At 72.0% G+C, this 21074-nt stretch carries 21 protein-coding genes; 5 read left to right on the forward strand and 16 right to left on the reverse strand.

Going from position 1 to position 21074, the window contains the following annotated elements; all coding sequences use genetic code 11:
* Nucleotides 1-267: 267 nt before the first annotated feature.
* From OG252_RS36150 to OG252_RS36160, 3 genes are all read right to left on the reverse strand, one after another.
* On the reverse strand, nucleotides 268-927 hold the full coding sequence (locus OG252_RS36150) for a hypothetical protein (RefSeq protein WP_329341469.1): 660 nt from the start codon (nucleotides 925-927) through the stop codon (nucleotides 268-270).
* A 107-nt stretch (nucleotides 928-1034) separates the two neighbouring features.
* Nucleotides 1035-1865: a hypothetical protein gene (locus OG252_RS36155; RefSeq protein WP_329341471.1), complete on the reverse strand. Its 831-nt coding sequence runs from the start codon at nucleotides 1863-1865 to the stop codon at nucleotides 1035-1037.
* Nucleotides 1866-1923: 58 nt separating this feature from the next.
* Nucleotides 1924-2283: an arsenate reductase family protein gene (locus OG252_RS36160; RefSeq protein WP_266440624.1), complete on the reverse strand. Its 360-nt coding sequence runs from the start codon at nucleotides 2281-2283 to the stop codon at nucleotides 1924-1926.
* Between the two features lie 175 nt (nucleotides 2284-2458).
* Here OG252_RS36160 and OG252_RS36165 point away from each other — a divergent pair, with 175 nt between their 5' ends.
* Nucleotides 2459-2773, forward strand: a complete 315-nt coding sequence (locus tag OG252_RS36165; protein WP_329341475.1) for a hypothetical protein — start codon at nucleotides 2459-2461, stop codon at nucleotides 2771-2773.
* A gap of 213 nt (nucleotides 2774-2986) precedes the next feature.
* On the opposite strand, the gene OG252_RS36170 is transcribed toward OG252_RS36165, so the two are convergent.
* Nucleotides 2987-4171, reverse strand: coding sequence for a winged helix DNA-binding domain-containing protein (locus OG252_RS36170; RefSeq protein ID WP_329341478.1), 1185 nt, complete (start codon nucleotides 4169-4171; stop codon nucleotides 2987-2989).
* 206 nt (nucleotides 4172-4377) lie between these two features.
* Here OG252_RS36170 and OG252_RS36175 point away from each other — a divergent pair, with 206 nt between their 5' ends.
* On the forward strand, nucleotides 4378-5772 hold the full coding sequence (locus OG252_RS36175) for a DUF2252 domain-containing protein (RefSeq protein WP_329341480.1): 1395 nt from the start codon (nucleotides 4378-4380) through the stop codon (nucleotides 5770-5772).
* A 31-nt stretch (nucleotides 5773-5803) separates the two neighbouring features.
* Here the strand turns inward: OG252_RS36175 and OG252_RS36180 are convergent, their stop codons facing one another.
* Nucleotides 5804-7429 (reverse strand): alpha/beta fold hydrolase, encoded by a 1626-nt coding sequence (locus OG252_RS36180; protein WP_329341482.1) that lies wholly within the window; start codon nucleotides 7427-7429, stop codon nucleotides 5804-5806.
* Between the two features lie 260 nt (nucleotides 7430-7689).
* Here OG252_RS36180 and OG252_RS36185 point away from each other — a divergent pair, with 260 nt between their 5' ends.
* Nucleotides 7690-7971: a hypothetical protein gene (locus OG252_RS36185; RefSeq protein WP_266440639.1), complete on the forward strand. Its 282-nt coding sequence runs from the start codon at nucleotides 7690-7692 to the stop codon at nucleotides 7969-7971.
* Nucleotides 7972-8052: 81 nt separating this feature from the next.
* Here OG252_RS36185 and pspAB read toward each other — a convergent pair whose 3' ends face one another.
* From pspAB to glnA, 5 genes are all read right to left on the reverse strand, one after another.
* Nucleotides 8053-8637 (reverse strand): PspA-associated protein PspAB, encoded by a 585-nt coding sequence (gene pspAB, locus OG252_RS36190; RefSeq protein WP_266440641.1) that lies wholly within the window; start codon nucleotides 8635-8637, stop codon nucleotides 8053-8055.
* A gap of 2 nt (nucleotides 8638-8639) precedes the next feature.
* Entirely contained in the window at nucleotides 8640-9560 is a 921-nt protein-coding gene (gene htpX, locus OG252_RS36195; protein WP_266440644.1) for a zinc metalloprotease HtpX, read from the reverse strand.
* A gap of 100 nt (nucleotides 9561-9660) precedes the next feature.
* On the reverse strand, nucleotides 9661-11106 hold the full coding sequence (locus OG252_RS36200) for a hypothetical protein (RefSeq protein ID WP_329341486.1): 1446 nt from the start codon (nucleotides 11104-11106) through the stop codon (nucleotides 9661-9663).
* A gap of 4 nt (nucleotides 11107-11110) precedes the next feature.
* Nucleotides 11111-11368 (reverse strand): SCO2583/SCO2584 N-terminal domain-containing protein, encoded by a 258-nt coding sequence (locus OG252_RS36205; RefSeq protein ID WP_266440649.1) that lies wholly within the window; start codon nucleotides 11366-11368, stop codon nucleotides 11111-11113.
* A 113-nt stretch (nucleotides 11369-11481) separates the two neighbouring features.
* Nucleotides 11482-12891 (reverse strand): type I glutamate--ammonia ligase, encoded by a 1410-nt coding sequence (glnA, locus tag OG252_RS36210; RefSeq protein WP_266440652.1) that lies wholly within the window; start codon nucleotides 12889-12891, stop codon nucleotides 11482-11484.
* Between the two features lie 199 nt (nucleotides 12892-13090).
* Here glnA and OG252_RS36215 point away from each other — a divergent pair, with 199 nt between their 5' ends.
* Nucleotides 13091-13558 (forward strand): RDD family protein, encoded by a 468-nt coding sequence (locus OG252_RS36215; protein ID WP_266440654.1) that lies wholly within the window; start codon nucleotides 13091-13093, stop codon nucleotides 13556-13558.
* Between the two features lie 75 nt (nucleotides 13559-13633).
* Here OG252_RS36215 and OG252_RS36220 read toward each other — a convergent pair whose 3' ends face one another.
* The 4 genes from OG252_RS36220 to lipB all read right to left on the reverse strand — a co-directional run bounded on the left by OG252_RS36220 (nucleotide 13634) and on the right by lipB (nucleotide 16989).
* Nucleotides 13634-14335: a DUF4191 domain-containing protein gene (locus OG252_RS36220; RefSeq protein WP_266440656.1), complete on the reverse strand. Its 702-nt coding sequence runs from the start codon at nucleotides 14333-14335 to the stop codon at nucleotides 13634-13636.
* Between the two features lie 69 nt (nucleotides 14336-14404).
* Entirely contained in the window at nucleotides 14405-14608 is a 204-nt protein-coding gene (locus OG252_RS36225) for an SCO2195 family GlnR-regulated protein (RefSeq protein ID WP_266440658.1), read from the reverse strand.
* A gap of 277 nt (nucleotides 14609-14885) precedes the next feature.
* A complete protein-coding gene (lipA, locus tag OG252_RS36230; protein WP_266440661.1) occupies nucleotides 14886-15851 on the reverse strand; it encodes a lipoyl synthase in 966 nt (321 codons plus the stop codon).
* Nucleotides 15852-16137: 286 nt separating this feature from the next.
* Nucleotides 16138-16989 carry a lipoyl(octanoyl) transferase LipB gene (gene lipB / locus OG252_RS36235; protein WP_329345265.1) on the reverse strand — a complete coding sequence of 284 codons (852 nt, stop codon included), beginning with the start codon at nucleotides 16987-16989 and terminating at the stop codon, nucleotides 16138-16140.
* Nucleotides 16990-17206: 217 nt separating this feature from the next.
* On the opposite strand from lipB, the gene OG252_RS36240 reads away from it, so the two are divergent.
* Nucleotides 17207-18643 (forward strand): regulator, encoded by a 1437-nt coding sequence (locus tag OG252_RS36240; RefSeq protein ID WP_329341489.1) that lies wholly within the window; start codon nucleotides 17207-17209, stop codon nucleotides 18641-18643.
* On the opposite strand, the gene OG252_RS36245 is transcribed toward OG252_RS36240, so the two are convergent.
* Together OG252_RS36245 and OG252_RS36250 are read right to left on the reverse strand one after the other, a co-directional pair.
* Nucleotides 18640-20013: an NAD(P)/FAD-dependent oxidoreductase gene (locus OG252_RS36245; protein WP_329341491.1), complete on the reverse strand. Its 1374-nt coding sequence runs from the start codon at nucleotides 20011-20013 to the stop codon at nucleotides 18640-18642. The genes OG252_RS36240 and OG252_RS36245 overlap by 4 nt on opposite strands.
* A gap of 158 nt (nucleotides 20014-20171) precedes the next feature.
* Entirely contained in the window at nucleotides 20172-21068 is an 897-nt protein-coding gene (locus OG252_RS36250; RefSeq protein ID WP_329341493.1) for a TIGR01777 family oxidoreductase, read from the reverse strand.
* Nucleotides 21069-21074 lie beyond the last annotated feature (6 nt).

Consider the following 21074-nt stretch of genomic DNA (forward strand, 5'->3'; position numbering starts at 1 on the left):
CGATTTCCCGGTCATTGCTCGAATGTGAACCCCGTGTTACCTGGTGGTGCTGTGGCGCGACTCACGCTGTGAGGGTCGGCGCTGCGCGGGGAGTGGTGCGCGGAGCGACAGGGAAAGACGCCCCGAACGGGGCGCGGGGGGCGGCTCGTATGCGATGGGGTTGCGGGCGGGGCCCGGGGGCATGCAAGGTCACGGACATGCCGGTCCCGCTACCCCTGGCCGGGGGCGGCGGGACCGGTGACACGTACGGTCACGGGCGTCGTGGCATCACCCCACTTTCTCGATCACGGCCCGGCGGATCAGGAACTTGCCGGGCTCCCGTACGTCTTCGAAGGCCGCGTTGTTGAGCAGGACGCAGCTGCCGGAGACCGAGGTGACCTCCACCGTCGTGGACTTGTTGTTGTCCAGGTTGGTGACCTTCAGCTTCGTGCCGGCCGGGAACTGGTTGCTGGACGCGGCCGGGGCGCCGTCCTCGCCGGACAGGGTGACGGTCGAGCCGTTGCACACCTGCTGACCGGAGGCGGGCGGCGTGGTCTGCGCCGGCGGCGCGGTCTGCGTGGGTGGTGCGGCCTGCGCCGGGGGTGCGGCCTGGGCCGGCTGGGTCGCCTGGGGGTCCTGAGCCGACTCCCCGACGACGCACCCGGACGCCTCCTGCTGCACCCTGATCTGCGCGATGACGGCCTCGCGGTTGGCGATCCGCGCCTCGGACTGCGCGTCCGGGGCGGCCCGCTGGCCGTCGATGAACCGCTGGTTGTTGCCGAGGGCGGTGGCCAGCCCCTGGCAGACGGTCGACTCGGCGGCCGTCTGCGGGGACTGCGAGGCGTTCGAGGTGGCCGCCATGACGAAGGCGCCGCCTCCCGCCACCGTCGCGGCACTCGCCAGCAGCGCGAGCTTCTTCTTCGTGCTGAGCGTTCTCCTACGCGACATGCGCGGCTCCTGAGAGGTAGGGGAGCGTACGCCGCTATGTACGAGATACCGAACGAAGTTACTCAGCGGTTACAGGAGTCACCAAAGTGGTGCGCGTCACATCGGTGTCAGCTCTGGTCCTGTTCGTACGCCGCCACCGTGTCGTTGACGTGCTGGAGCAACCCCTCGGTACGTGCCGTGAGTTCGGCCTCCCCGGTCTCCGCCCCGTCCCCCCACTGTCCACTGGCGAACACCACCGAGCGCACGGTCATCAGCCGCCGGAAGACCCCCGCCGAACCGGGCGGCACGGTCGGCAGCCCCGCCTCGGGCGGCGGGTCGAGCGCGACCACCTGATACGTCACCGGGTCCATCGAGGCCATCGTGAACACCGCCGAGGCGTCCTCGACGCGCCGGAAACTCAGCACGCTCACCGTCACCTGCGAACGCCGCTCGGTGTCCGTGAACAGCGCCGCCGTCAACCGGACGCATCCCTCGCCCTGTTCGAGCAGCGCGGCCAGCTCCGGAGACATGGCGCGGGCGCAGTCGGTGGTGGTGGCGAGGTCGACACGGTGGTGCCGGGAACCGTCCTGCAGGCGCACGTTCTGCTGCGGGAAGGCCTGCTCGGGCCGGATGACGGGCCGCGCGAGCAGGGAGGACAGGGCGGTCGGGGCGTCGGAGGGGAGGGAGACGTCGACGGACGGGACGGCGGTGCCGGAGCCCGTGGTGGCCGAGGTCAGCGGGGTCGCCGTCGTCCTGTCGTCCCCCTCCCCGCCGCTCACGTACATCACGGCGCCCACGGCGATCGCCGCCACGAGGACGACCGCCGTGCCGGCGGCGACCGCGCGCCGGATGCGACGTCTTCTGCGTATGCGCTCCTGCTCGGCCACCCATTGGGTGTACGGGTCAGGTGTGTACGGGTCGGGGCTGTGCGGGGGCATTCCTTGATCACCGAAGGTCATGGCGGCGGAGGGTAACAGCGCGGGCCCTCCGAACTCCCGCCACCCGACAAACCGTTGACTATCGTGACAGAGCGTCCCGTACGGCCTCGTCGGTGCGGGCCACGACCGCCGTACCGTCGTCCGCGGTGATGATCGGACGCTGGATCAGCTTGGGGTGTTCGGCGAGAGCGGTGATCCAGCGGTCGCGCGAAGTGTCGTCCCGGGCCCAGCCCTTGAGGCCGAGCTCCTTCGCGGCGGCCTCCTGGGTGCGGGTGATGTCCCAGGGTTCGAGGCCGAGGCGGTTCAGGACGTCCCGGATCTCGTCCTCGCTCGGCACGTCCTCCAGATAGCGGCGGACGGTGTAGTCCGCGCCCTCGGCGTCGAGCAGGGTGAGCGCGCTGCGGCACTTCGAACAGGCCGGATTGATCCAGATCTCCATACGGCCCACGGTACGCGAAAACCCGTCCTTCACCTGTGTCACAGCACCCCCGAAAGCCCTTGTGGCCAGGGCCTTTTGTCAGTGGTGGGCAGTAGAATAGAAGCAGTGTTCGAGGGTGTCGCCGGGGTGTCGAGATCTCCGGGGCCGATGCCCTGACCGCGACAGGAGGATGCCTGTGCCCGCTGCCGCACTGAAGCCGAAGCCGTTGTCCACCCAGTCCACCGCGAAGCGTTCCGTGCTGCTCGACATGCCGTACGCGCCCGTGGAGAAGCGCCCGCTGCCGCCGGGGCGTCCGCGTGAGTGGTACGTCAGCCACAACCGCCGCCTCAAGGCGATGCGCCTCGCGATCGCCCTGCTCGACTCGGGCGTCTACATGCCCAACCAGGCCCGCAACGAGACGATCCGGAGCACGGCGGAGACGATCGGCGTCCACCCGCCGTCGGACACGACGTGCCACATGGTGCGGGCGCTGATGCGGTACTCGCGGTAAGCCTTGGCACCGGGTGCCCCGTGTTTGTACGGGCACCCGGCGCCGGTGTTGCCGCCCCTGTGCCCACCCGCCACCCGACTCGGTCGGTGGAGAAGTGGCCCTCGACCTCCACCTCGTGGCCAACCGATCGGGTGGCGGGTGGGCACAGGCCCGGGGGTCCAGGGGGGGCGGAGCCCCCTGGTACGGCGGGAGAAACCCACCCGCACCTAACTCCTACGCCGCCAACTCCTTCTCCACCGGCGTCCGGAACCGCGGTGTCACCCTCGCCGCCCCCACCCACCCCCGCACCCGCTCCGCCTCCACCGCGATCGCCGCCTCCGCATCTCGCCCCACCCCCTCCGTGTCCAGCAACCGCCACACGATCTCCCCGTCCGTCCGCTGGGCCCACGCGCCCACCACCCGGCCGTTCCACCACACCGTCGGCCCCACATTGCCGCTGTAGTCGAACAACGCGGGCCGCAACGCCGGCGCCAGATACCAGTCCCGCTGCTGCCAGCCCATCGCCGTCGGATCGAGCGCCGGCAGCAGCGCGGTCCACGGCTCGGCCGGCCCCGCCACCGGGTCGACGTCGCCGTCGACGACGTACCCCACACCCTCGTCCAGGGACACCGGCCGCGCCCCGATCGCCGCCAACGCCCGGCGGACGTCGGTGACTTTCCACCCCGTCCACCACTTGAGGTCGGCCTCCGTGGCCGGGCCGCACGCGGCGAGCCAGCGCCCCAGCAGGGATGCCTGGGCCTCGGCCGCGTTCAGTTCGGGGTGGGCGGGGGACACCGCCCAGCGGAACTGGCTGGACGTCCAGGAGCCGAGCGGCCGGCCCCGCACGACCTTGCCCTCGACGCCCAGCACCTTCAGCAGCCGGGTCGAGACGGTGTGGACGCCCTGGTAGCTCTTCCCGGCCGCGTACACGAACTGCTCCCGCAGCCGCGGCTCGTCCCCGGCGAGTTCCGCCGCCGTCGCCTGCCCGCGCCGCGCCAGCGCGGCCAGCGCCGACTCCTCGACCTCCTTCAGCCAGGTCGCGTCCGGCGCCCCGGCCTTCGCCATGGCCTTCAGCAGTGCGGCCCGCTCCCGGGCGGCGACCGTGAGGCCGGTCGAGGCGTGCACGACCGCGGTCAGCTCCGTCGGGAACACGAAGACCGTGTGCCGCATGCCGTGCATACGGACCAGCGTGCGGTCCTCGTACAGCGCCCGGCCGGTCTCCGGCACGGTCCCGGCCGGGTCCGCGAGCCGCGCGCCCACCGCCAGGTACACCGTCGCCGGGTCCGATCCGTGCAGGGCGACCAGGGAGCCGGCGACCTCCTCGGGGCTCGCCGCCCGTGCCGCCCCCGCCAGCCGGTGCCGCAGCGCGAGCCGCGCCCGCCGCTCCGCCACGCCGATGTACCGCTCCTCGTCACCCATGCCGGCCTCCACCCGTCACACCCACCGTGAGGGCATCCTCCCGGACACCACTGACAATCGGGCCGCGCCGAGGCCCGGCTGCCGTCACCCGACGTCACCCGATTGCCGTACTCGGCATGCGGACGCCCCGGGGCCGGGCCTTCACTGCGATCAGGAGGTGACGGAAGCCAGGGCACCCGAGGAGGCGTGATGCGGAGACAGCGCAGATGAGCACCCGCGCCGAACCCACCGACCCCGCCCACCGGGCCCAGCCGACCCACCGCTCCGACCCCGCCATCCGCGCCGCCCAGGGCAAGACGGCCCGCAAACGCGTCCCCCGCTCCGCGCACGCCCGCTGGACCCCTTCCGTCGACCGCCCCGACCCCGTCGGCGTACTCGAACGGCAGGGCCGCGACCGGCTCCCGGAACTGCTCCCGGTCCGGTACGGCCGCATGGCCGCCTCCCCCTTCGCCTTCCTGCGCGGCGCGGCCGCCGTGATGGCCGCCGACCTCGCCGCGCAGCCGCACACCGGCCTCACCGTGCAGCTCTGCGGGAACGCCCACCTGCTCAACTTCGGTCTGTACGCCTCCCCGGAACGCCCCCTCGTCTTCGACCTGAACGACTTCGACGAGACCTTCCCCGGCCCCTTCGAATGGGACGTCAAACGGCTCGCCGCCAGCGTCGCCGTCGCCGCCCGCGAGAACGGCCACAGCGAGGCCGGGACCCACCGCGCGGCCCTGGAGGCCACCGCCGGCTACCGCGCCGCCATGCGCCGCCTGGCCGGCATGGGCGAACTCGCCGTCTGGTACGAGCAGCTGGACGCCGACAGCCTGCTGCCCCTGGTCCGCTCCGCCCGCCGTCGCCGCCGCGCCGGGTCCAGCCTCACCCGCGCCCGCCGCCGCACCAGCCTCCAGGCCCTCGGCAAGCTCACGGAGGTCGTCGACGGACGCCGGCGCATCGTCCACGACCCGCCGCTGCTGGAACCCGCCGGCGCCTCCGACACGGCCGCCTTGCGCAAGATCTTCAGCGACTACCGCTCCACCCTCACCGAGGAACGCCGCCGGCTCCTGGACCGCTACCGCTTCGTCGACGCCGCCCGCAAGGCCGTCGGCGTCGGCAGCGTCGGCCTGCGCTGCTTCATCGTGCTGCTCGAGGGACGCGACGCGGACGACCCGCTCTTCCTGCAGCTCAAGGAGGCGCGGATATCCGTACTGGAAGAGCATCTGCCGAACGGGCCGTACGTCCCTCCCGGGCACCGGGTCGTCGCCGGGCAGCGGCTGCTCCAGGCCGCCGGTGACAGCTTCCTGGGGTGGATGAGCGGGCCGCAGGGGCGGGCGTTCTACTGGCGGCAGGTGCGCGACCCGAAGGGCCCGGCGGACGTCGCCGGGATGAGCCCCGCCGACCTCGCGGCGTACGCCCGGCTGTGCGGCACGGCGCTGGCCCGCGCGCACGCCCGTTCCGGCGACCGTGTCGCGATCGCCGGTTACCTGGGCGGCGCGGACACCTTCGAACGGGCCGTCGCCGACTTCGCCCTCGCCTACGCCGACCAGACCACCCACGACCACGCGACCCTGTGCGCGGCCGTCGCGGCGGGCGTGGTGACGGCCGCACCGGGGGTCTGAGAAGCGGTCGGCGCAAGCCCGCATCAGCCGGTCAGGCGTACGCCTCCACCAGCCCGGCCACATACGCCTCCAGCCGCCCGCCCAGCACCTTTGTCGTCAGCTCGGTCCGGCCCAGCTCGCGCCAGGGACGCGCGAGCTTCGCCGCGTCGGGGGCGTAGCCGAGGGCGTCCAGCAGCCGCCAGTACAGGTGGTCGGGTCCGTCGGCGAGGCGCCGGCCGCCGTGCGCCTCGTAGCGTGCCCGGAAGCCGAGGCCGTGCTCCGGGCCGTGCAGCAGGGCCAGGGCCGTCGAGCAGTGGGCGACGTCCAGGTCGGCGGGGCCCCACGACGTCTCGACCCAGTCGACGACTCCGCTGATCCGCAGTCCGTCGCCGCTTCCGTCGAAGAGGACGTTCCCCGGGTGGAAGTCCCGGTGCAGGAAGCAGCCCTCGTAGGACGGGGGTTCGCGGCGGATCACGTCGACCGCCCGCTCCCACAGCGGTCCCGGCGGGGCGATCACCCGCTCCGGTGACGTCCATGCCTGGTACGGGCGCGGGCGTTCGGCCGGTACGACCTCGTGGATCCGGACGAGTTGCGCCGCGAGCAGGTCCAGGCGCCGCTCCAGCTCCTCCTCGTCGACCCGCACCGTGCCCGGGAGCAGGGACATCAACAGCGAGGGATGGTCGCAGAGTTCGCCGGAGGCGTCGACGGCGACCGGCCGCGCCGCCGGGATGCCGTCCTGGCCGGCGAGGAGCGCGAGGACGGAGGCCTCGCGGGCCAGCAGCCCCGGGGCGTGTCGGCGGAAGAAGGGTTTCACGAAGGACCGCAGCACCAGCCCGGTGCCGTCGTCGAGGGTCAGGCGGCGCATCTGGGAGGTCCAGCCGCCGGACAGCGGACGGTTGTCGAGGACCGTCCGCCCCTCCGGGAGCTGCTTGGCCAGCCACGACCGGGTCGCCGCCCACCCCTGGGTGAGTACGGCCGACACGAACTCCCGCCGGTCCTCGGCGTGATCGCGTAGCCACAGCCCCAACTGGTGGTCGGCCTCGGGCAGTTCGAAGCGTGTGAACTGCGCACGGGTGCAGAGCGCGTCCTGCACGGCCTCCGTCACCTCCGGCGGGATCACCGCGTCCGTACCCGGCACGGCGAGCACCGCGCGGCCCTCGTACGCCCGCAGCACGTCGAGCGCGGGCGAGGCCCGCCAGCTCCCGGGCGTCCGGATGATCGCGCTGAAGGAACCGTCGCCCGCCCCGAACGGCACGTCCCACGCCTCGCCCGCGTACACGGCGGGCGCACACAGCCCCAGCGCCGTGACCCGGTCGCCGTAGTGCGCGGCGAGATCCGCCACCGTCTGCCCGCTCATGCTGAACCCGACCAGGATCAGCGGCCCGTTGGCCGGAGCGAACGCGTCGATGACCGAGACCGCCTGCTCGAAGCGGCGGCGCAGGCTCAACTCCCGCAGCGCGCCCGTGCTTTCGCCGTGTCCGGAGAAGTCGAGGGCGAGGCCGCGGCAGCCGTGTGCCACGAAGTCCGCCAGCAGCGGGAGCAACCGCTCCTTGCCGCCGTTGCCCGCTCCGTGCAGCACAACGGCGGTGGCCCGGTCCGGACCACCGCCGTCACCGCCGGACCTCACACCGAGGTGTTCCCCGGCGTGCTCGTGCGTGAAGGAGATCAGCTCACTCATCTCCCCATTCACTCATCTCCCCATTCACTCTTGGCGCCTGCGCCGCCGCGCCGCGCGGGAAAAGGAGATGCACGTCGAGTGACCGCCTCCCTACGCTGGACAAGCGTCGAGGAACTGCCCACCACCGCGTCCCGCAGGACAGGCATCACCCCGCGGACTCGGGGCTACTCTCTACGCACCGACGGACGGCCGCCCACCCCCAGCGCCCCGTCGGGGAACGGATCACCGCTCGGATCAACCCACGCCCACGGAGGCCCGTCATGGGCACCATCGTCATATCCGGGACCGTCGTCCTGGTCGTTCTGGGATTCGACAACCATCTCTACTGGCTCGCCGCCGTCGCCGTGCTCTTCCTGTACGTGCAGTACGGACGCGGCGGGTCCTCGCCCTCGTCGCCGACGGGGGGATCCTCGGCGGGGCCCACGCCCGCGAGCTACCGCGCGTACCGCGACCGCCGTGACAAGCAGGCCAGGTGGGAGCGCCGCTACCGCCGCGAGCGCCCCTTCGAGTCCCGCCGTCAGGAGCGCGAGAAGAGCAAGTGAGACCGGTGAGACGACCAGTGAGACCACTGGTAGTCCCGGTGGTCTCGGTGGTCCCGGTGATCCAGGTGGCCCCGGTCGTCGTCACAGACCGGGGGCGCCCCACACCGGGAACCAGCGGCTCAGGTCGGGCTCGATCCGCAGATCGCCCTCCAGAGCCGCCTTCACCCGCAGTTCCAGTGCGTTGTCGCGCCGCTGTCCCTCGCCGGGCAGCGGCGCGAACGGGTAGAAGCTGCCGCGCTTGTAGAGGTAGACCAGCGCCAGCGACCGGCCCTCCGGATCCTGGAACCCGGCCAGGGAACACAGCAGTTGCGGCCCGAAGCCGTTGACCTCCATCGAACTGTTCACCGCGTGCAGGTCGTTGACCAGGAGCGGCAGCTGGTCCGGAGCGCGCTCCGACACCAGCCACGAATACCCGTAGCCGTCCCGCCGCAGCTCCACCGGCGGCCCGTCCCGGTCGGTGTCCGCGTCGAGCAGGGCCTGCACCTCGCGGTGCGTCTGCTCGAAGGCCGCGCCCTCCACCGTGGCGAAGCACACCGCACCCCGCCCGGTCGGCGTGAAGGAGGCGGCCGCCTCCAGCGTCACCGCCGCCGACGGCAGCGCGAAGAGCTGGTCGAGATCGGGTGCGACCGGCTTCGTACGGCCGAGCAGGATGTCCAGCAGCCCCATCCTCAGCCCGCCCTCCCCGGGGTCGCCGCCTCGCCCAGCTCACCGGAGATCCGCCCCAGCTGCTCCAGCCGCTGCTCCAGGCTCGGGTGGGTCGAGAAGATCCGCGCCACACCCGGCTCGGCGCCCAGCGCGGGGGTGAAGTAGAAGGCGTTGAACGCCTGGGCCGTGCGCAGGTCCTTGCTGGGGATGCGGGCGATGTCGCCGGTGACCTTGGTGAGCGCGGACGCCAGCGCCGAGGGCCGGCCGGTGAGCAGCGCCGCCGCCCGGTCCGCCGCCAGCTCCCGGTACCGGGACAGTGCCCGGATCAGCAGGAAGCTGATCGCGTACACGGCCGCCGACACCCCCATCACGGCGGCGAAGACGACGGCGGTGTTCTGGTCCCTGCGCCCGCCGCCGAACAGCTGCGAGTAGAAGGCGAACCGCACGATCAGCCCCGCTATCACGCCGAGGAAGGACGCGATGGTGATCACGGCGACGTCCTTGTGCGCCACGTGCGACAGCTCGTGCGCGAGGACGCCCTCCAGCTCCGCGGGTTCCAGCCGCCGCAGCAGCCCGGTGGTGACGCAGACGACGGCGTTGTCGGGGTTCCGCCCGGTCGCGAACGCGTTCGGCATGTCCATCTCCGACACGGCGACCACCGGCTTGGGCATGTCCGCGAGGGCACACAGCCGGTCGATCACGGCGTGCAGTTCGGGATACTCCTCCCGCTCCACGACCCGTCCGCGCATCGCGAACAGCGCGATCCGGTCGGAGAACCAGTACTGCGCGCCGAGCATCCCCGCCGCGACCACCACGACCAGTACCCACGACTTCAACAGCACGACCAAGGCCGCGACGAAGGCCACGTACAGCAGCCCGAGTAGAAACATCGTGACCGTCATCCGCACGGTCAACCGCCGGTCGCTCCGAAAGCGGCTCTGCATGGTGCATCACCCTCAGCAGTCAGGCACTCGCCCCACAGCCCAGTGTGCACCCGCCCCGCCCCATGAAGCGGTCGCGATCATCCCTAGGACCAGCAAAGGCTCAGCCCCCGACCCCGGCCTCCCACTTGCGCCTCTTCAGCACGTACTCGCTGAACAGATGCCGCCCCTGGTCGAGCAGTTCGCCCACCTCCACCGACCCGGGCGGCACGTCCGCCGTCGCATGCCAGCCCTGCACGGACTGTCCGGCCCAGTGCCGCAGCCTCACGTCCGGATCATCGAGCAGCGCGACGGCCGCCCGCAGCCGCACCAGCCCACCCCGAGCGTCGAGCAACCGGAAGGCGGCCACCCGCACATGCCGGGGCCGCCCCGCCGCCAGCCGCCCCATCAGCCACGCGTCGTCCAGCGACCGGGCCGAGGCCAGCAGGGCCACGGTCGTCTCCCGCACGACCCCGGGCGCCGGGTCGTCGAGCAAGGCCCGCAGCCGCGGTACGTCCGTGACGTCCAGGGCCCGCAACCCGGCGACCGCCCGTGCCCGCACCCCCGGCGCGGGATGGCCGAGCAGCGCCGACAGCGACTCGGCATCCGTCCGCTCCCCGCACTCCGCCAGCCCGGCGACCGCACCGGGCGGCAGCGCCGGGTCGCCCGGCTCGGCACACCGGCGCCGGTACCAGGCCGACGGATCGCCCCCTGACTGCCGTACGACATACCGCGCACAGGCCCGCACCAGCCCCGACCGGTCCGGGAGAAACCCCTCCGCCCGGCCGGGCTGCCCGGCCCGCCGCAGCGCGGTCACCCCGGCCGACCGCACCCGCGGCCCGCGCGCGCCGAGCAGCGCTTCGAGTACGTCCTCGTCCACCCCGTTCTCCCGCCCGTTCTCCGGTACGGCGGCCAGGGCGGCCTCGGCGCACAGGTCCTGGACGACCGGGTCGGCGTCTCGGGCGGCGGCGCGGGCCAGTTCGGTGGGGGAGAGGTGTCCCTCGGCGACGGCCAGGCGGTGGGCGAACCGGCGTACGGCACGGTCGGGGTGGGTGAAGAGGAGCGCGAGGCGTTCGCGGGGCGCCCGGCGCAGCACCTCGTCGAGCAGGTCGACGCCGAAGTCGCCCCGGCCGCGGCGGCCGACGAGCAGGATCAGCGGAGCGAGCGTGAGGGCGGCGTCCGGGTCGAGGACGGCGCGCAGTACCTCGCGGGCCCGGTCGCGCACAGGGGCGACCCAGTCGGCCGCACGGACGACGACCAGCGGCAACAGAGCCGGGCATCGCGCCGCCGGACCGAGAGCCGCCTCACGCACCCGGCCGTCGCCGTGGCAGAGGGCGAGTGCGAGCCGGGGCTCGGCGAGGGCGTCGGGCCGGCGGAGTGCGGAGAACCACCCGCGCCGGCCCTCGACCTCCGCCCGCGTCGGCAGCATCCGGTGCGCCACCCACGCACGCGTCCCCACATCCAGCGCGAGCCAGGCCCCCGGGTCGGCGGCATCGAGCACGTCCCGCAGCGCCACCCCCTCGGCGAGCCGCCGCGCCGCCTCTCCGCCGGCCCTGATGTCCTCGCGCATCTGTCTAGTACGGCGCCCGGAAGTTCGCGTACCCCAGCAGCAGGATGATCGCCGCCACACTCCCGAGCACGATGACCGTCGATATCCACGACGACCGGCGCGGCCCCGCCGGGTCGGGGTCGGCGCGGAACGGCTGCGGCTCGGGCGGGTTCTCCTTCCAGCGCGCGGCCAGCATCCTGGCCCGTGCGGAGGGCTCCTTGCGCTCGGCGTTGTCGGCCCACTTGAGGTCGAACTCCCGCTCCGCGTCGTCCTGTTCGGGCATCCCCGTAACCCCCGGTCGTCTCCGTCTCGAACAGTTGTACAGAACACGATACGACGACGCCCCCGCCCTGAGAAACCAGGAACGGGGGCGCAGCCGAAGGGCCTACGGGCCGATCACACGTCGAAGTAGAGCTCGAACTCGTGCGGGTGCGGACGCAGCTGCAGCGGCGCGATCTCGTTGGCGCGCTTGTAGTCGATCCACGTCTCGATCAGGTCGGACGTGAAGACGTCACCCGCGAGCAGGAACTCGTGGTCGGCCTCGAGGCGGTCGAGGACGGCCGGGAGCGAGGTCGGGACCTGCGCGACGCCCGCGTGCTCCTCGGGAGCCAGCTCGTACAGGTCCTTGTCGATCGGCTCGGCCGGCTCGATCTTGTTCTTGATGCCGTCCAGACCCGCGAGCAGCAGCGCGGAGAACGCCAGGTACGGGTTGCCGGAGGAGTCGGGCGCCCGGAACTCGACGCGCTTGGCCTTCGGGTTCGAGCCGGTGATCGGGATACGCATGGCCGCGGAGCGGTTGCGCTGCGAGTACACCAGGTTGACCGGCGCCTCGAAGCCCGGCACCAGACGGTGGTACGAGTTCACCGTCGGGTTGGTGAAGGCCAGCAGCGACGGGGCGTGCTTGAGGATGCCGCCGATGTAGAAGCGGGCCATGTCCGACAGGCCCGCGTAACCGGCCTCGTCGTAGAACAGCGGGTCGCCGTTGGCCCACAGCGACTGGTGGACGTGCATGCCCGAGCCGTTGTCGCCGAAGATCGGCTTCGGCATGAAGGTCGCGGTCTTGCCGTTGCGCCAGGCCACGTTCTTCACGATGTACTTGAAGAGCTGGAGGTCGTCGGCCGCGGCGAGCAGCGTGTTGAACTTGTAGTTGATCTCGGCCTGGCCGGCGGTGCCCACCTCGTGGTGCTGGCGCTCGACCTGGAGGCCGGCGTTGGCCAGCTCCAGGGAGATCTCGGCACGCAGGTCGGCGAAGTGGTCGACCGGCGGGACCGGGAAGTAGCCGCCCTTGTAGCGGACCTTGTACCCACGGTTGTCCTCGAGGGCGCCGGTGTTCCAGGCGCCCGCCTCGGAGTCGATGTGGTAGAAGGACTCGTTCGCGGTGGTCGCGAAGCGGACGCTGTCGAACACGTAGAACTCGGCCTCGGGGCCGAAGTACGCGGTGTCGGCGATCCCGGTGGAGGCGAGGTAGGCCTCCGCCTTCTTGGCCACGTTGCGCGGGTCACGGCTGTACTGCTCGCCGGTGATCGGGTCGTGGATGAAGAAGTTGATGTTCAGCGTCTTGTCGCGGCGGAAGGCGTCGACCCGGGCGGTCGACAGGTCCGCGCGCAGCGCCATGTCGGACTCGTGGATGGCCTGGAAGCCACGGATCGACGATCCGTCGAAGGCCAGCTCCTCGTCCGGGTCGAACGCCTCAACGGGCACCGTGAAGTGCTGCATGACGCCCGGCAGGTCGCAGAAGCGGACGTCGATGAACTTGACGCCCTCATCCGCGATGAACTTCTTGGTCTCGTCGGCGTTCTGGAACATCCAGCTCCTCCTACCCCCGACCGTTCCGTGCCGGGGTGGTAGTTCGTTCGTGCGGCCAGTGCGGTGGCACACGCTGACCTCGACCCTAGGGACGGGTGATTTCTCAGACGTGACCCATTTGTTTCGCACAAGTTAACCGGACATCGCTACGCCTACCCCACCTGTCCGTATCGCGAAACGGGCGCAGTACCGTGGACGGGTGGACAACAGGCAGGCAATCGGATCGTGGCTTTCCGGACCGCGCGCGGCCGCGGAGGAAGCCGGTGTCGACTTCGGATACCGCGGTGAGCAGCTCGGCCTGCCGGAAGAGGGACCGGGCTCGATCGCCCGCCCCGGCCGGCGCCTCGGCGCCATCGCCGTCGACTGGGGTCTGAGCCTCTTGATCGCATACGGCCTCATCACGCAGGGCTACGACCAGGCGACCAGCAACTGGGCGCTGCTCGTCTTCTTCCTGCTCGGCGCCTTGACCGTGGGCACCGTCGGCTTCACTCCGGGTAAGCGCCTCTTCGGCCTGCGCGTGGTCACCGTCGACACCGGCCGCGTCAGCCCCGCCCGCGCCCTGCTCCGCACGGCCCTGCTCTGCCTCGCCGTCCCGGCCCTGATCTGGGACCGCGACGGCCGCGGCCTGCACGACAGGTTGGCCCGCACGGTGGAAGTGCGCATCTAGCGTCCGTACGACGCGCCTGTACGACGAAGGGGGCGCCCGGAGTGATCCGGCGCCCCCTTCTTGTGCAAGAGGGAGTCAGCGGGCCTTCGGTCCGCCCTTCGGCAGCTTCATGCCCTTCGGCATCGGGCCCTTCGGGAGCGGCATGTTGCTCATCAGGTCACCGAGGGCGCGCAGCCGGTCGTTGGTGGCCGTCACCTGCGGGCCGGTCAGCACGCGCGGCAGCTTCAGCATGGTCGTGCGCACCTTCTTCAGCGGGACCTGGCCCTCGCCCGTGCCCACCATCACATCGTGCACCGGTACGTCCGCGACGATGCGGTTCATCTTCTTCTTCTCGGCGGCCAGCAGGCTCTTCACCCGGTTCGGGTTGCCCTCGGCGACCAGGACGATGCCGGCCTTGCCGACGGCCCGGTGCACCACGTCCTGGCTGCGGTTCATCGCCACCGCGGGGGTGGTCGTCCAGCCCCGGCCGATGTTGTCGAGTACCGCCGCTGCCGCGCCCGGCTGGCCCTCCATTTGCCCGAAGGCCGCTCGCTCGGCCCGGCGCCCGAACACGATCGCCGACGCGAGGAAGGCGAGCAGGAGGCCCAGAATGCCGAGATAGATGGGGTGACCGATCAAGAAACCGATCGCGAGGAAGACACCGAAGGTGACGATTCCGACCGCCGCGAGTACAAGACCGATCTTCTTGTCGGCCTTGCGGGTCATCTTGTAGGTCAGAGCGATCTGCTTGAGTCGCCCGGGGTTCGCAGCGTCCGCTGCCGTGTCCTTCCTCGCCATGGCACGAAGTCTACGTGTCCCCGGGAGCGCCGACGACGGCAGTGCCCCGAGAAGCGGGGAAGGGGTGCTTCAGAGGCGTGCGGTGGTGAACGTCTGCTCCAGGACGCGCTGGGCCTCGACCCGGTCCTTGGCGCGGCGGCGGTCCTCCAGGACGGACGTCCAGGCGTTGCGGCGTGCGGTGCGCTGGCCACTGCTCAGGAGCAGGGACTCGACGGCGCGGAGTGCGTCGGTGAACGTCGGGATCGGTGTGGCGCGTACGGGCGCGGCCTGCATGATGGAGGTCCCCCCTCGATACCGCTGCGGGTATGGGTGTACGTGGTGTAAGTCCAGCGTCACTGATTGGTGTTACCAGGGCGTGACCGACCGGTCAAACGCCAATGAAGCCTTGATGCGGCGCCCTTGAACGACGACGCGGCCCTGACGTACGCCCTCATCAGCGAGGACGGTCAGGACCGCGTCGTATCGGTCGCTACTGGCGGGTAGCCTCTTGTGCGCGAATTCACACGCTTGCCACACGCCCTGTTGGGAAGGCGGGTGACGGTATGTCAGATCAGACGGCCTGCGAGGCGACGTACGAACCGCGCTTCTCGACGGCCATCTGGTACAGCCGCCCGGCGCGGTACGAGGAACGGACCAGCGGACCGGACATCACACCGGAGAAGCCGATCTGCTCGGCCTCCTCCTTCAGCTCCACGAACTCGTGCGGCTTGACCCAGCGCTCGACGGGGTGGTGGCGCACGGACGGGCGCAGGTACTGCGTGATCGTCACCAGCTCGCAGCCCGCGTCGTGCAGCTGCCGGAGCGCCTCGCTGACCTCCTCGCGGGTCTCGCCCATGCCGAGGATCAGGTTCGACTTGGTGACCAGGCCGTAGTCGCGGGCGTCGGTGATGACCTTCAGCGAGCGCTCGTAGCGGAAGCCGGGGCGGATGCGCTTGAAGATGCGGGGGACCGTCTCGACGTTGTGCGCGAAGACCTCGGGGCGGGAGGCGAAGACCTCGGCCAGGAGCTCCGGTACGGCGTTGAAGTCCGGGGCGAGGAGCTCCACCTTGGTGCGGCCGGCCTCGCGGGAGGCCGTCTGCTCGTGGATCTGGCGGACCGTCTCGGCGTAGAGCCAGGCGCCGCCGTCCTCCAGGTCGTCGCGGGCGACGCCGGTGATCGTGGCGTAGTTCAGGTCCATGGTGACCACGGACTCGCCCACGCGCCGGGGCTCGTCGCGGTCGAGCGCCTCGGGCTTGCCGGTGTCGATCTGGCAGAAGTCACAGCGCCGGGTGCACTGGTCGCCGCCGATGAGGAACGTGGCCTCGCGGTCTTCCCAGCACTCGTAGATGTTGGGACAGCCGGCTTCCTGGCAGACCGTGTGCAGGCCCTCGCTCTTCACGAGGTTCTGCATCTTCGTGTACTCGGGACCCATTTTCGCCCGCGTCTTGATCCACTCGGGCTTGCGCTCGATGGGGGTCTGGGCGTTCCGGACCTCCAGGCGCAGCATCTTGCGTCCGTCGGGTGCGACTGCGGACACATCGGCTCCCTGTAGCTTCGATTCTTCGGCGTACACCAGGGTACGCCCGTGCGTTTTCGGTCCCCGGGGTGGGCAACCTTGCGGAACTGTGGGGCATTCCCGTGCCCGGCGCGGGGTCGGCTGGGGGCTCCGCCCCCAGACCTCCGGCCTCTGCCCACCCACCACCCGTCTCGGTCGGACAGGAAGTGACCCTCGCGCCAGTGGCGCACCTCTCGACCCACCGAGTCGGGTGGTGGGTGGGCAAAGGTCCGGGGGTCCACGGGGCGGAGCCCCCTGGGTGGTCGGGTTACGCCGGTGTCCGCTCCACCAGCCGCGGCTTCAGTTCCGCGTTCTCCAGCACATCCAGAAGGTGCCGCTCCACAACGGGCAGCACCTCCTCGATCGTCACCTCGCGCCCCAGCTCGTTCGCGAGGGAGGCGACCCCCGCGTCCCGGATCCCGCACGGGATGATCCGGTCGAACCACTTGTTGTCGGGGTTCACGTTCAGCGCGAAGCCGTGCATCGTGACGCCCTTGGCGACCCGGATGCCGATCGCGGCGATCTTGCGGTCCTCGCGGCGCTGCCCGGCGTTGGAGGGTGCGTACTCCGGCCCGTTCAGGCGGGCGTCGAACTCCTCGTCGTGCAGCCGCGGGTCGAAGTCCAGGGACAGACCGCCGAGCGTCGGCCGCGTCTCGACCGGGTCGCCGAGCACCCACACCCCGCTGCGGCCCTCGACCCGGGAGGTCTCCAGGCCGAACTCCGCGCAGGTGCGGATCAGGGCCTCTTCCAGGCGCCGTACGTGCGCCACGACGTCCACCGGACGCGGGAGCTTCTGGATGGGGTAGCCGACCAGCTGGCCGGGGCCGTGCCAGGTGATCTTGCCGCCGCGGTCGACGTCGATGACGGGAGTGCCGTCGAGCGGCCGCTCGCTGTCCGCCGTACGCCGGCCGGCCGTGTACACCGGCGGGTGCTCCAGCAGCAGCACGGTGTCGGCGATCTCGTCGGCGAACCGCGCCGCGTGCACCCGGCGTTGCTCGTCCCACGCCTCCTGGTACTCGACGGCGTCCGCACCGAATCCCATACGGACGAACCGCAACTCACTCACGGCAAGCGCCTCCCTAGAAGCCCTGGCGGGTCGTAAGGCACAAACCGTGCCCACGCCACTGTACGACCGAGCGCCGCGCGTCAGCCGTGCGGTCAATCCTCACACGATCGGATGAACGAGCGTCGAAGTGTGCGATCACCTGCTCACTCTCCGCTACATTCGCGCCGTTCACAGAGGCCATAAGGGCTGCTCACAGGCAATCCGGGCAACGCAGGCACCGCAGGCACGAAGCGGCCTCAGCGAGGCCCGAAGGCAGGAGACCGCACCGCAGATGACGGAACGACCCGCGCAGCGCACTCCCAACCGCCAGCTCGCCGCGCTCATCGCAGAAGCGGGGTTCTCCAACGCGGGACTCGCCCGTCGAGTGGACCAGCTCGGACTCGAACACGGGCTGGACCTGAGATACGACAAGACGTCCGTGACCCGGTGGCTGCGCGGCCAGCAGCCCCGCGGCACCACCCCCGCCCTCATCGCCGAGGTCTTCACCCGCCGCCTCGGCCGCAGGCTCACCGCCCAGGACCTCGGACTCGACGCCTGCGCTCCCGTCTACGCGGGCCTGGAGTTCGCCGCCACACCCGAAGAGGCCGTCGACATCATCAGCGGGCTGTGGCGCAAGGACTCCGGCAGTCACGCCGAGCTCCGCAAGATCGCGTTCACCCCGGCCGGCCTGGTCGTCCCCAGCCGGGACTGGCTGATCGGACGGGCCGACGACAAGGTGGCCCGCGGCGAGCCGCTCGCCCGCGTCCCCGCGCAGGGGCGCCCCGGGGTGCCGCGTCAGCGCGGCGCCGCCGAGCGCGGCCCCGGCCAGAAGGTCACCGGCGGCGACATCGCCGCCCTCCGCTCGGTCGGCGAGCTGTTCCGCTCCCTCGACGACATGTACGGCGGCGGCCACGCCCGCCAGGCCCTCGTGCGCTACCTGGAGCACGAGTGCGAGCCGATGCTGCGCGGCACCTACGGCGAGCAGACCGGCCGCCGCCTCTTCGCCGCCGCCGCCGACCTCACGAGGCTCGCGGGCTGGACGTCGTACGACATCGCCGCGCACGGCCTCGCCCAGCGCTACTTCGTGCAGGCGCTGCGGCTCGCGCAGGCGGCCGGGGACCGGGCGTACGGCTCCTATGTGCTGGTCACGATGAGCCGGCAGGCCGTCTACCTCGGGCACGGGCGCGAGGCCGTGCAGCTCGCGCGGGTGGCCCAGCAGGGGGTGGGGACCAACGCCCCGCCCGTCGTGCAGGCGCTGCTGCACGCGGTCGAGGCGCGCGGGCACGGGGTGCTCGGCGAGGTACGCGCCTGCACCGCGTCGCTGGTACGGGCCGAGCGGGCCCTGGAGACGGCCCGGCCCGGTGACGAAGTCCCGCACTGGGCGCGGTTCTTCGACGAGGCGCAGCTCGCCGACGAGTTCGGGCACTGCCACCGGGACCTCCAGCAGTTCCGCTCGGCCGCCCAGCACGCCGAGCGCTCCCTGCAACTGCGCGCCCCCTCCTACGCCCGCAGCCGTCTGTTCTGCCGTGTCGTCCTCGCCTCCGCCCGCCTGGGCCTGGGCGAACTCGACCAGGCCTGCGCGCTGGGCGCGGAGGCGGCCGGCCAGGCGGCGGAGATGCGGTCGGTGCGGGCCGTCGAGTACGTACGGGACTTCGAGCGCAGGCTGGAGCCGTACAAGGACGCGGCACCGGTGCGGGGGTACCGCGACAAGGTCGCGGCGATCGGCTAGGCGGCCCGGGCCGTCGGCAGGGGGTCGGCGGCGTGCAGCGAGCCCGCCACCCCCAGGTCCGCCAGGATCGCCGCCGACGCCCGGTGGGCCGAGTGCAGCGCGCCCTGGACGGTGCTGGTGTCCCGGTGGTCGCCGCACACGTACAGGCCCGCCAGCAGCCGTACCGGACGGCGCAGGTCGTGCGGTGGGCGCATCGCGGGGACCGCCTCGATGGTGTGGTGGACGGCGAGGGTCTCCCAGCGGCGGGTGGAGGTGCCGTAGAGGCGGGACAGGTGCATACGGACGGCGGTGTCCAGGTCGGACGGCGGCGGGCCGAGGACCGTCGAGGAGACGAGGGTGCGGCCCGCGGGGGCGCGGGACGGGTCGACGCGGCTGATCACCGCCGTGTGCGCGACCGGGCCGCCCCGGTCCGCGTCGAGCAGCAGGGCCGCGCCCGTCGCCGGCGGCTCGTCCGTCGTGTGGTGGACCACCGTCACCGGGTGGAAGTCCGGCACCCGCAGGCCGGGCAGCAGCTCGGCGGCGGGCCGGGCGTCGGTCGCGATCAGGACGGCGCGGCAGCGGATCTCGCCGTGCTCGGCCGTCGTCACCGAGGTCGTGGAGATCGAGGTGGCCCGGACGCCGGTGTGCACGGTGCCCGGCGGCAGCGTCTGCGCGAGCAGCTCCGGCAGTACCTCGGCGCCGCCCTCCGGCACGCACAGCCGACCGGCCGCGAACGCCCTGAGCGCGAGGTCCGCGCACCGGCTGGACGTGGTCAGCTCCGGGTCGCACAGCAGGGCCGCGAGCAGCGGACGCAGAAACCCGTCGATCGTGCGGGCCGGCACACCGCGGGCGGCGAGGGCCTGCCCGGCGGGCAGTTCGGGACGGGCCAGCAGGCGCTCGACGGGAGTGTTCGCGATCCGGGTCAGTGCGGCGCCGAGCCGGGCCTGGTCGACGGCGGTGCCCAGCGGGGCGGTCGCCCCGGCCTTGGGCACGGAGGCCGGCCTAAGGGCCGTACGCCCTTTGGCGGGTGCACCTGCCAGGGCGCGTACCGCGTGGAGTGCGCCCCGTGCGCCCCCCGCGTTCGAGGGCGGGCCGGCCCGGTGGTGGCGGCCGTCGCTGTGGAGCAGGACGCCCGGCGCGAAGGGCCGCAGCACGAGCGCGTCCAGCCCTGGGGTCAGCCGTAGTTCGGGATACGCCGTGGACAGCAGCTGTCCGATGCGGTCGAGCCGGAAGCCGTCGACCTTCTCGGTCGTCATCCGGCCGCCCACACACGGGGCGGCCTCCAGCACCGCGGTCGTCACTCCTGCGCTGGTCAGCCGATGCGCCGCGGACAGCCCGGCGACCCCGGCTCCCACGATCACGACGTCCGCCTGGTACGCGGGCTCAAGCACGTGCCCCTCCTCGAGGTTGCGCGGCCGGTGGAGACGTCATGCCCCCAACTGACTCCGGAGATACCCGAGTTCGGGTCGAGAGTAGGGCCGTGATCGGTCCGGGGCAGTCGCGCATCGACAGGGCACGGTCGCACGACGGTCGCATGCGATCGCAAGGGTCACTTCGCCGCCCGGATCGCCTCCTCGATCTCCGGGAACGCGAAGGTGAACCCCGACTCCAACAGCCGCATCGGCAACACCCGTTGGCTGCCCAGCACGTCCCCGGCCATCTCGCCGAGCACCGCCCGCAACACCGGCGCGGGCACCGTGAAAAGGGTCGGCCGGTGCAGCACGCGCCCCATCGCGGCGGTGATCTCGGCGTTCGTCAGCGGGTGCGGGGCGGTGATGTTGAACGGCCCCGACAGGCCGTCGGTGTCGATGAGATGGCGGATCGCGGCCACCTCGTCGTGCAGCGAGACGAACGACCAGTACTGCCGCCCGTCTCCCATCCGCCCGCCCAGCCCGGCCTTGAACAGGGGGAAGAGCCTGCCCCACGCCCCGCCCTCGCGGGACACCACGAGGCCCGTCCGGGTGAACACCGTCCGCACGCCGGCCGCCCGGGCAGGCGCCGCGGCCCCTTCCCACTCCACACACAGCTCGGGCAGGAAGCCCTCGCCGGGCGGGGCGTCCTCGTCGACGGCCCGGTCGCCGGTCTCGCCGTAAATGCCCATCGCGCTGCCGTTGACGAACACCCGCGGCGGCCGGTCCAGGGAGGCGACCGCCTCGGCGAGGGCCGTCGTGCCCAGCACCCGGCTGTCCCGGATCCTCGCCTTGTACGCGTCCGTCCAGCGGCGCGACCCCACGTTCGCCCCGGCCAGGTTGACCACCGCGTCGCACCCGGCGAGCCCGGCCGGGTCGACGTACTTCCGCTCGGGGTCCCAGCGCACCTCGTCCGGCGTCCTGGGCTCCCGGCGCACCAGGCGCACCACCTCGTGTCCGTCGGCGGCCAGGGACCGCACCAGGGCTGCGCCGATGAGACCGGACGCGCCGGCCACCGCGATTCGCGAATGTTCCATGAGGAC

It is taken from the genome of Streptomyces sp. NBC_01352, from assembly GCF_036237295.1.
In the GTDB taxonomy this organism is placed as follows: Bacteria; Actinomycetota; Actinomycetes; order Streptomycetales; family Streptomycetaceae; genus Streptomyces; species Streptomyces plumbiresistens.

Bases quoted from the DNA above. Each gene is read 5' to 3' on its own strand.
- glnA (WP_266440652.1), bottom strand. From the start codon at position 12,891: ATGTTCCAGAACGCCGACGAGACCAAGAAGTTCATCGCGGATGAGGGC.
- pspAB (WP_266440641.1), bottom strand. From the start codon at position 8,637: ATGGGGCTGCTGGACATCCTGCTCGGCCGTACGAAGCCGGTCGCACCC.
- OG252_RS36225 (WP_266440658.1), bottom strand. From the start codon at position 14,608: ATGCAGGCCGCGCCCGTACGCGCCACACCGATCCCGACGTTCACCGAC.
- OG252_RS36150 (WP_329341469.1), bottom strand. From the start codon at position 927: ATGTCGCGTAGGAGAACGCTCAGCACGAAGAAGAAGCTCGCGCTGCTG.
- OG252_RS36220 (WP_266440656.1), bottom strand. From the start codon at position 14,335: ATGGCGAGGAAGGACACGGCAGCGGACGCTGCGAACCCCGGGCGACTC.
- OG252_RS36250 (WP_329341493.1), bottom strand. From the start codon at position 21,068: ATGGAACATTCGCGAATCGCGGTGGCCGGCGCGTCCGGTCTCATCGGC.
- htpX (WP_266440644.1), bottom strand. From the start codon at position 9,560: ATGCAGAGCCGCTTTCGGAGCGACCGGCGGTTGACCGTGCGGATGACG.
- OG252_RS36155 (WP_329341471.1), bottom strand. From the start codon at position 1,865: ATGACCTTCGGTGATCAAGGAATGCCCCCGCACAGCCCCGACCCGTAC.
- OG252_RS36180 (WP_329341482.1), bottom strand. From the start codon at position 7,429: ATGAGTGAGCTGATCTCCTTCACGCACGAGCACGCCGGGGAACACCTC.
- OG252_RS36170 (WP_329341478.1), bottom strand. From the start codon at position 4,171: ATGGGTGACGAGGAGCGGTACATCGGCGTGGCGGAGCGGCGGGCGCGG.
- OG252_RS36160 (WP_266440624.1), bottom strand. From the start codon at position 2,283: ATGGAGATCTGGATCAATCCGGCCTGTTCGAAGTGCCGCAGCGCGCTC.
- OG252_RS36185 (WP_266440639.1), top strand. From the start codon at position 7,690: ATGGGCACCATCGTCATATCCGGGACCGTCGTCCTGGTCGTTCTGGGA.
- OG252_RS36200 (WP_329341486.1), bottom strand. From the start codon at position 11,106: ATGCGCGAGGACATCAGGGCCGGCGGAGAGGCGGCGCGGCGGCTCGCC.
- OG252_RS36205 (WP_266440649.1), bottom strand. From the start codon at position 11,368: ATGCCCGAACAGGACGACGCGGAGCGGGAGTTCGACCTCAAGTGGGCC.
- OG252_RS36240 (WP_329341489.1), top strand. From the start codon at position 17,207: ATGACGGAACGACCCGCGCAGCGCACTCCCAACCGCCAGCTCGCCGCG.
- OG252_RS36175 (WP_329341480.1), top strand. From the start codon at position 4,378: ATGAGCACCCGCGCCGAACCCACCGACCCCGCCCACCGGGCCCAGCCG.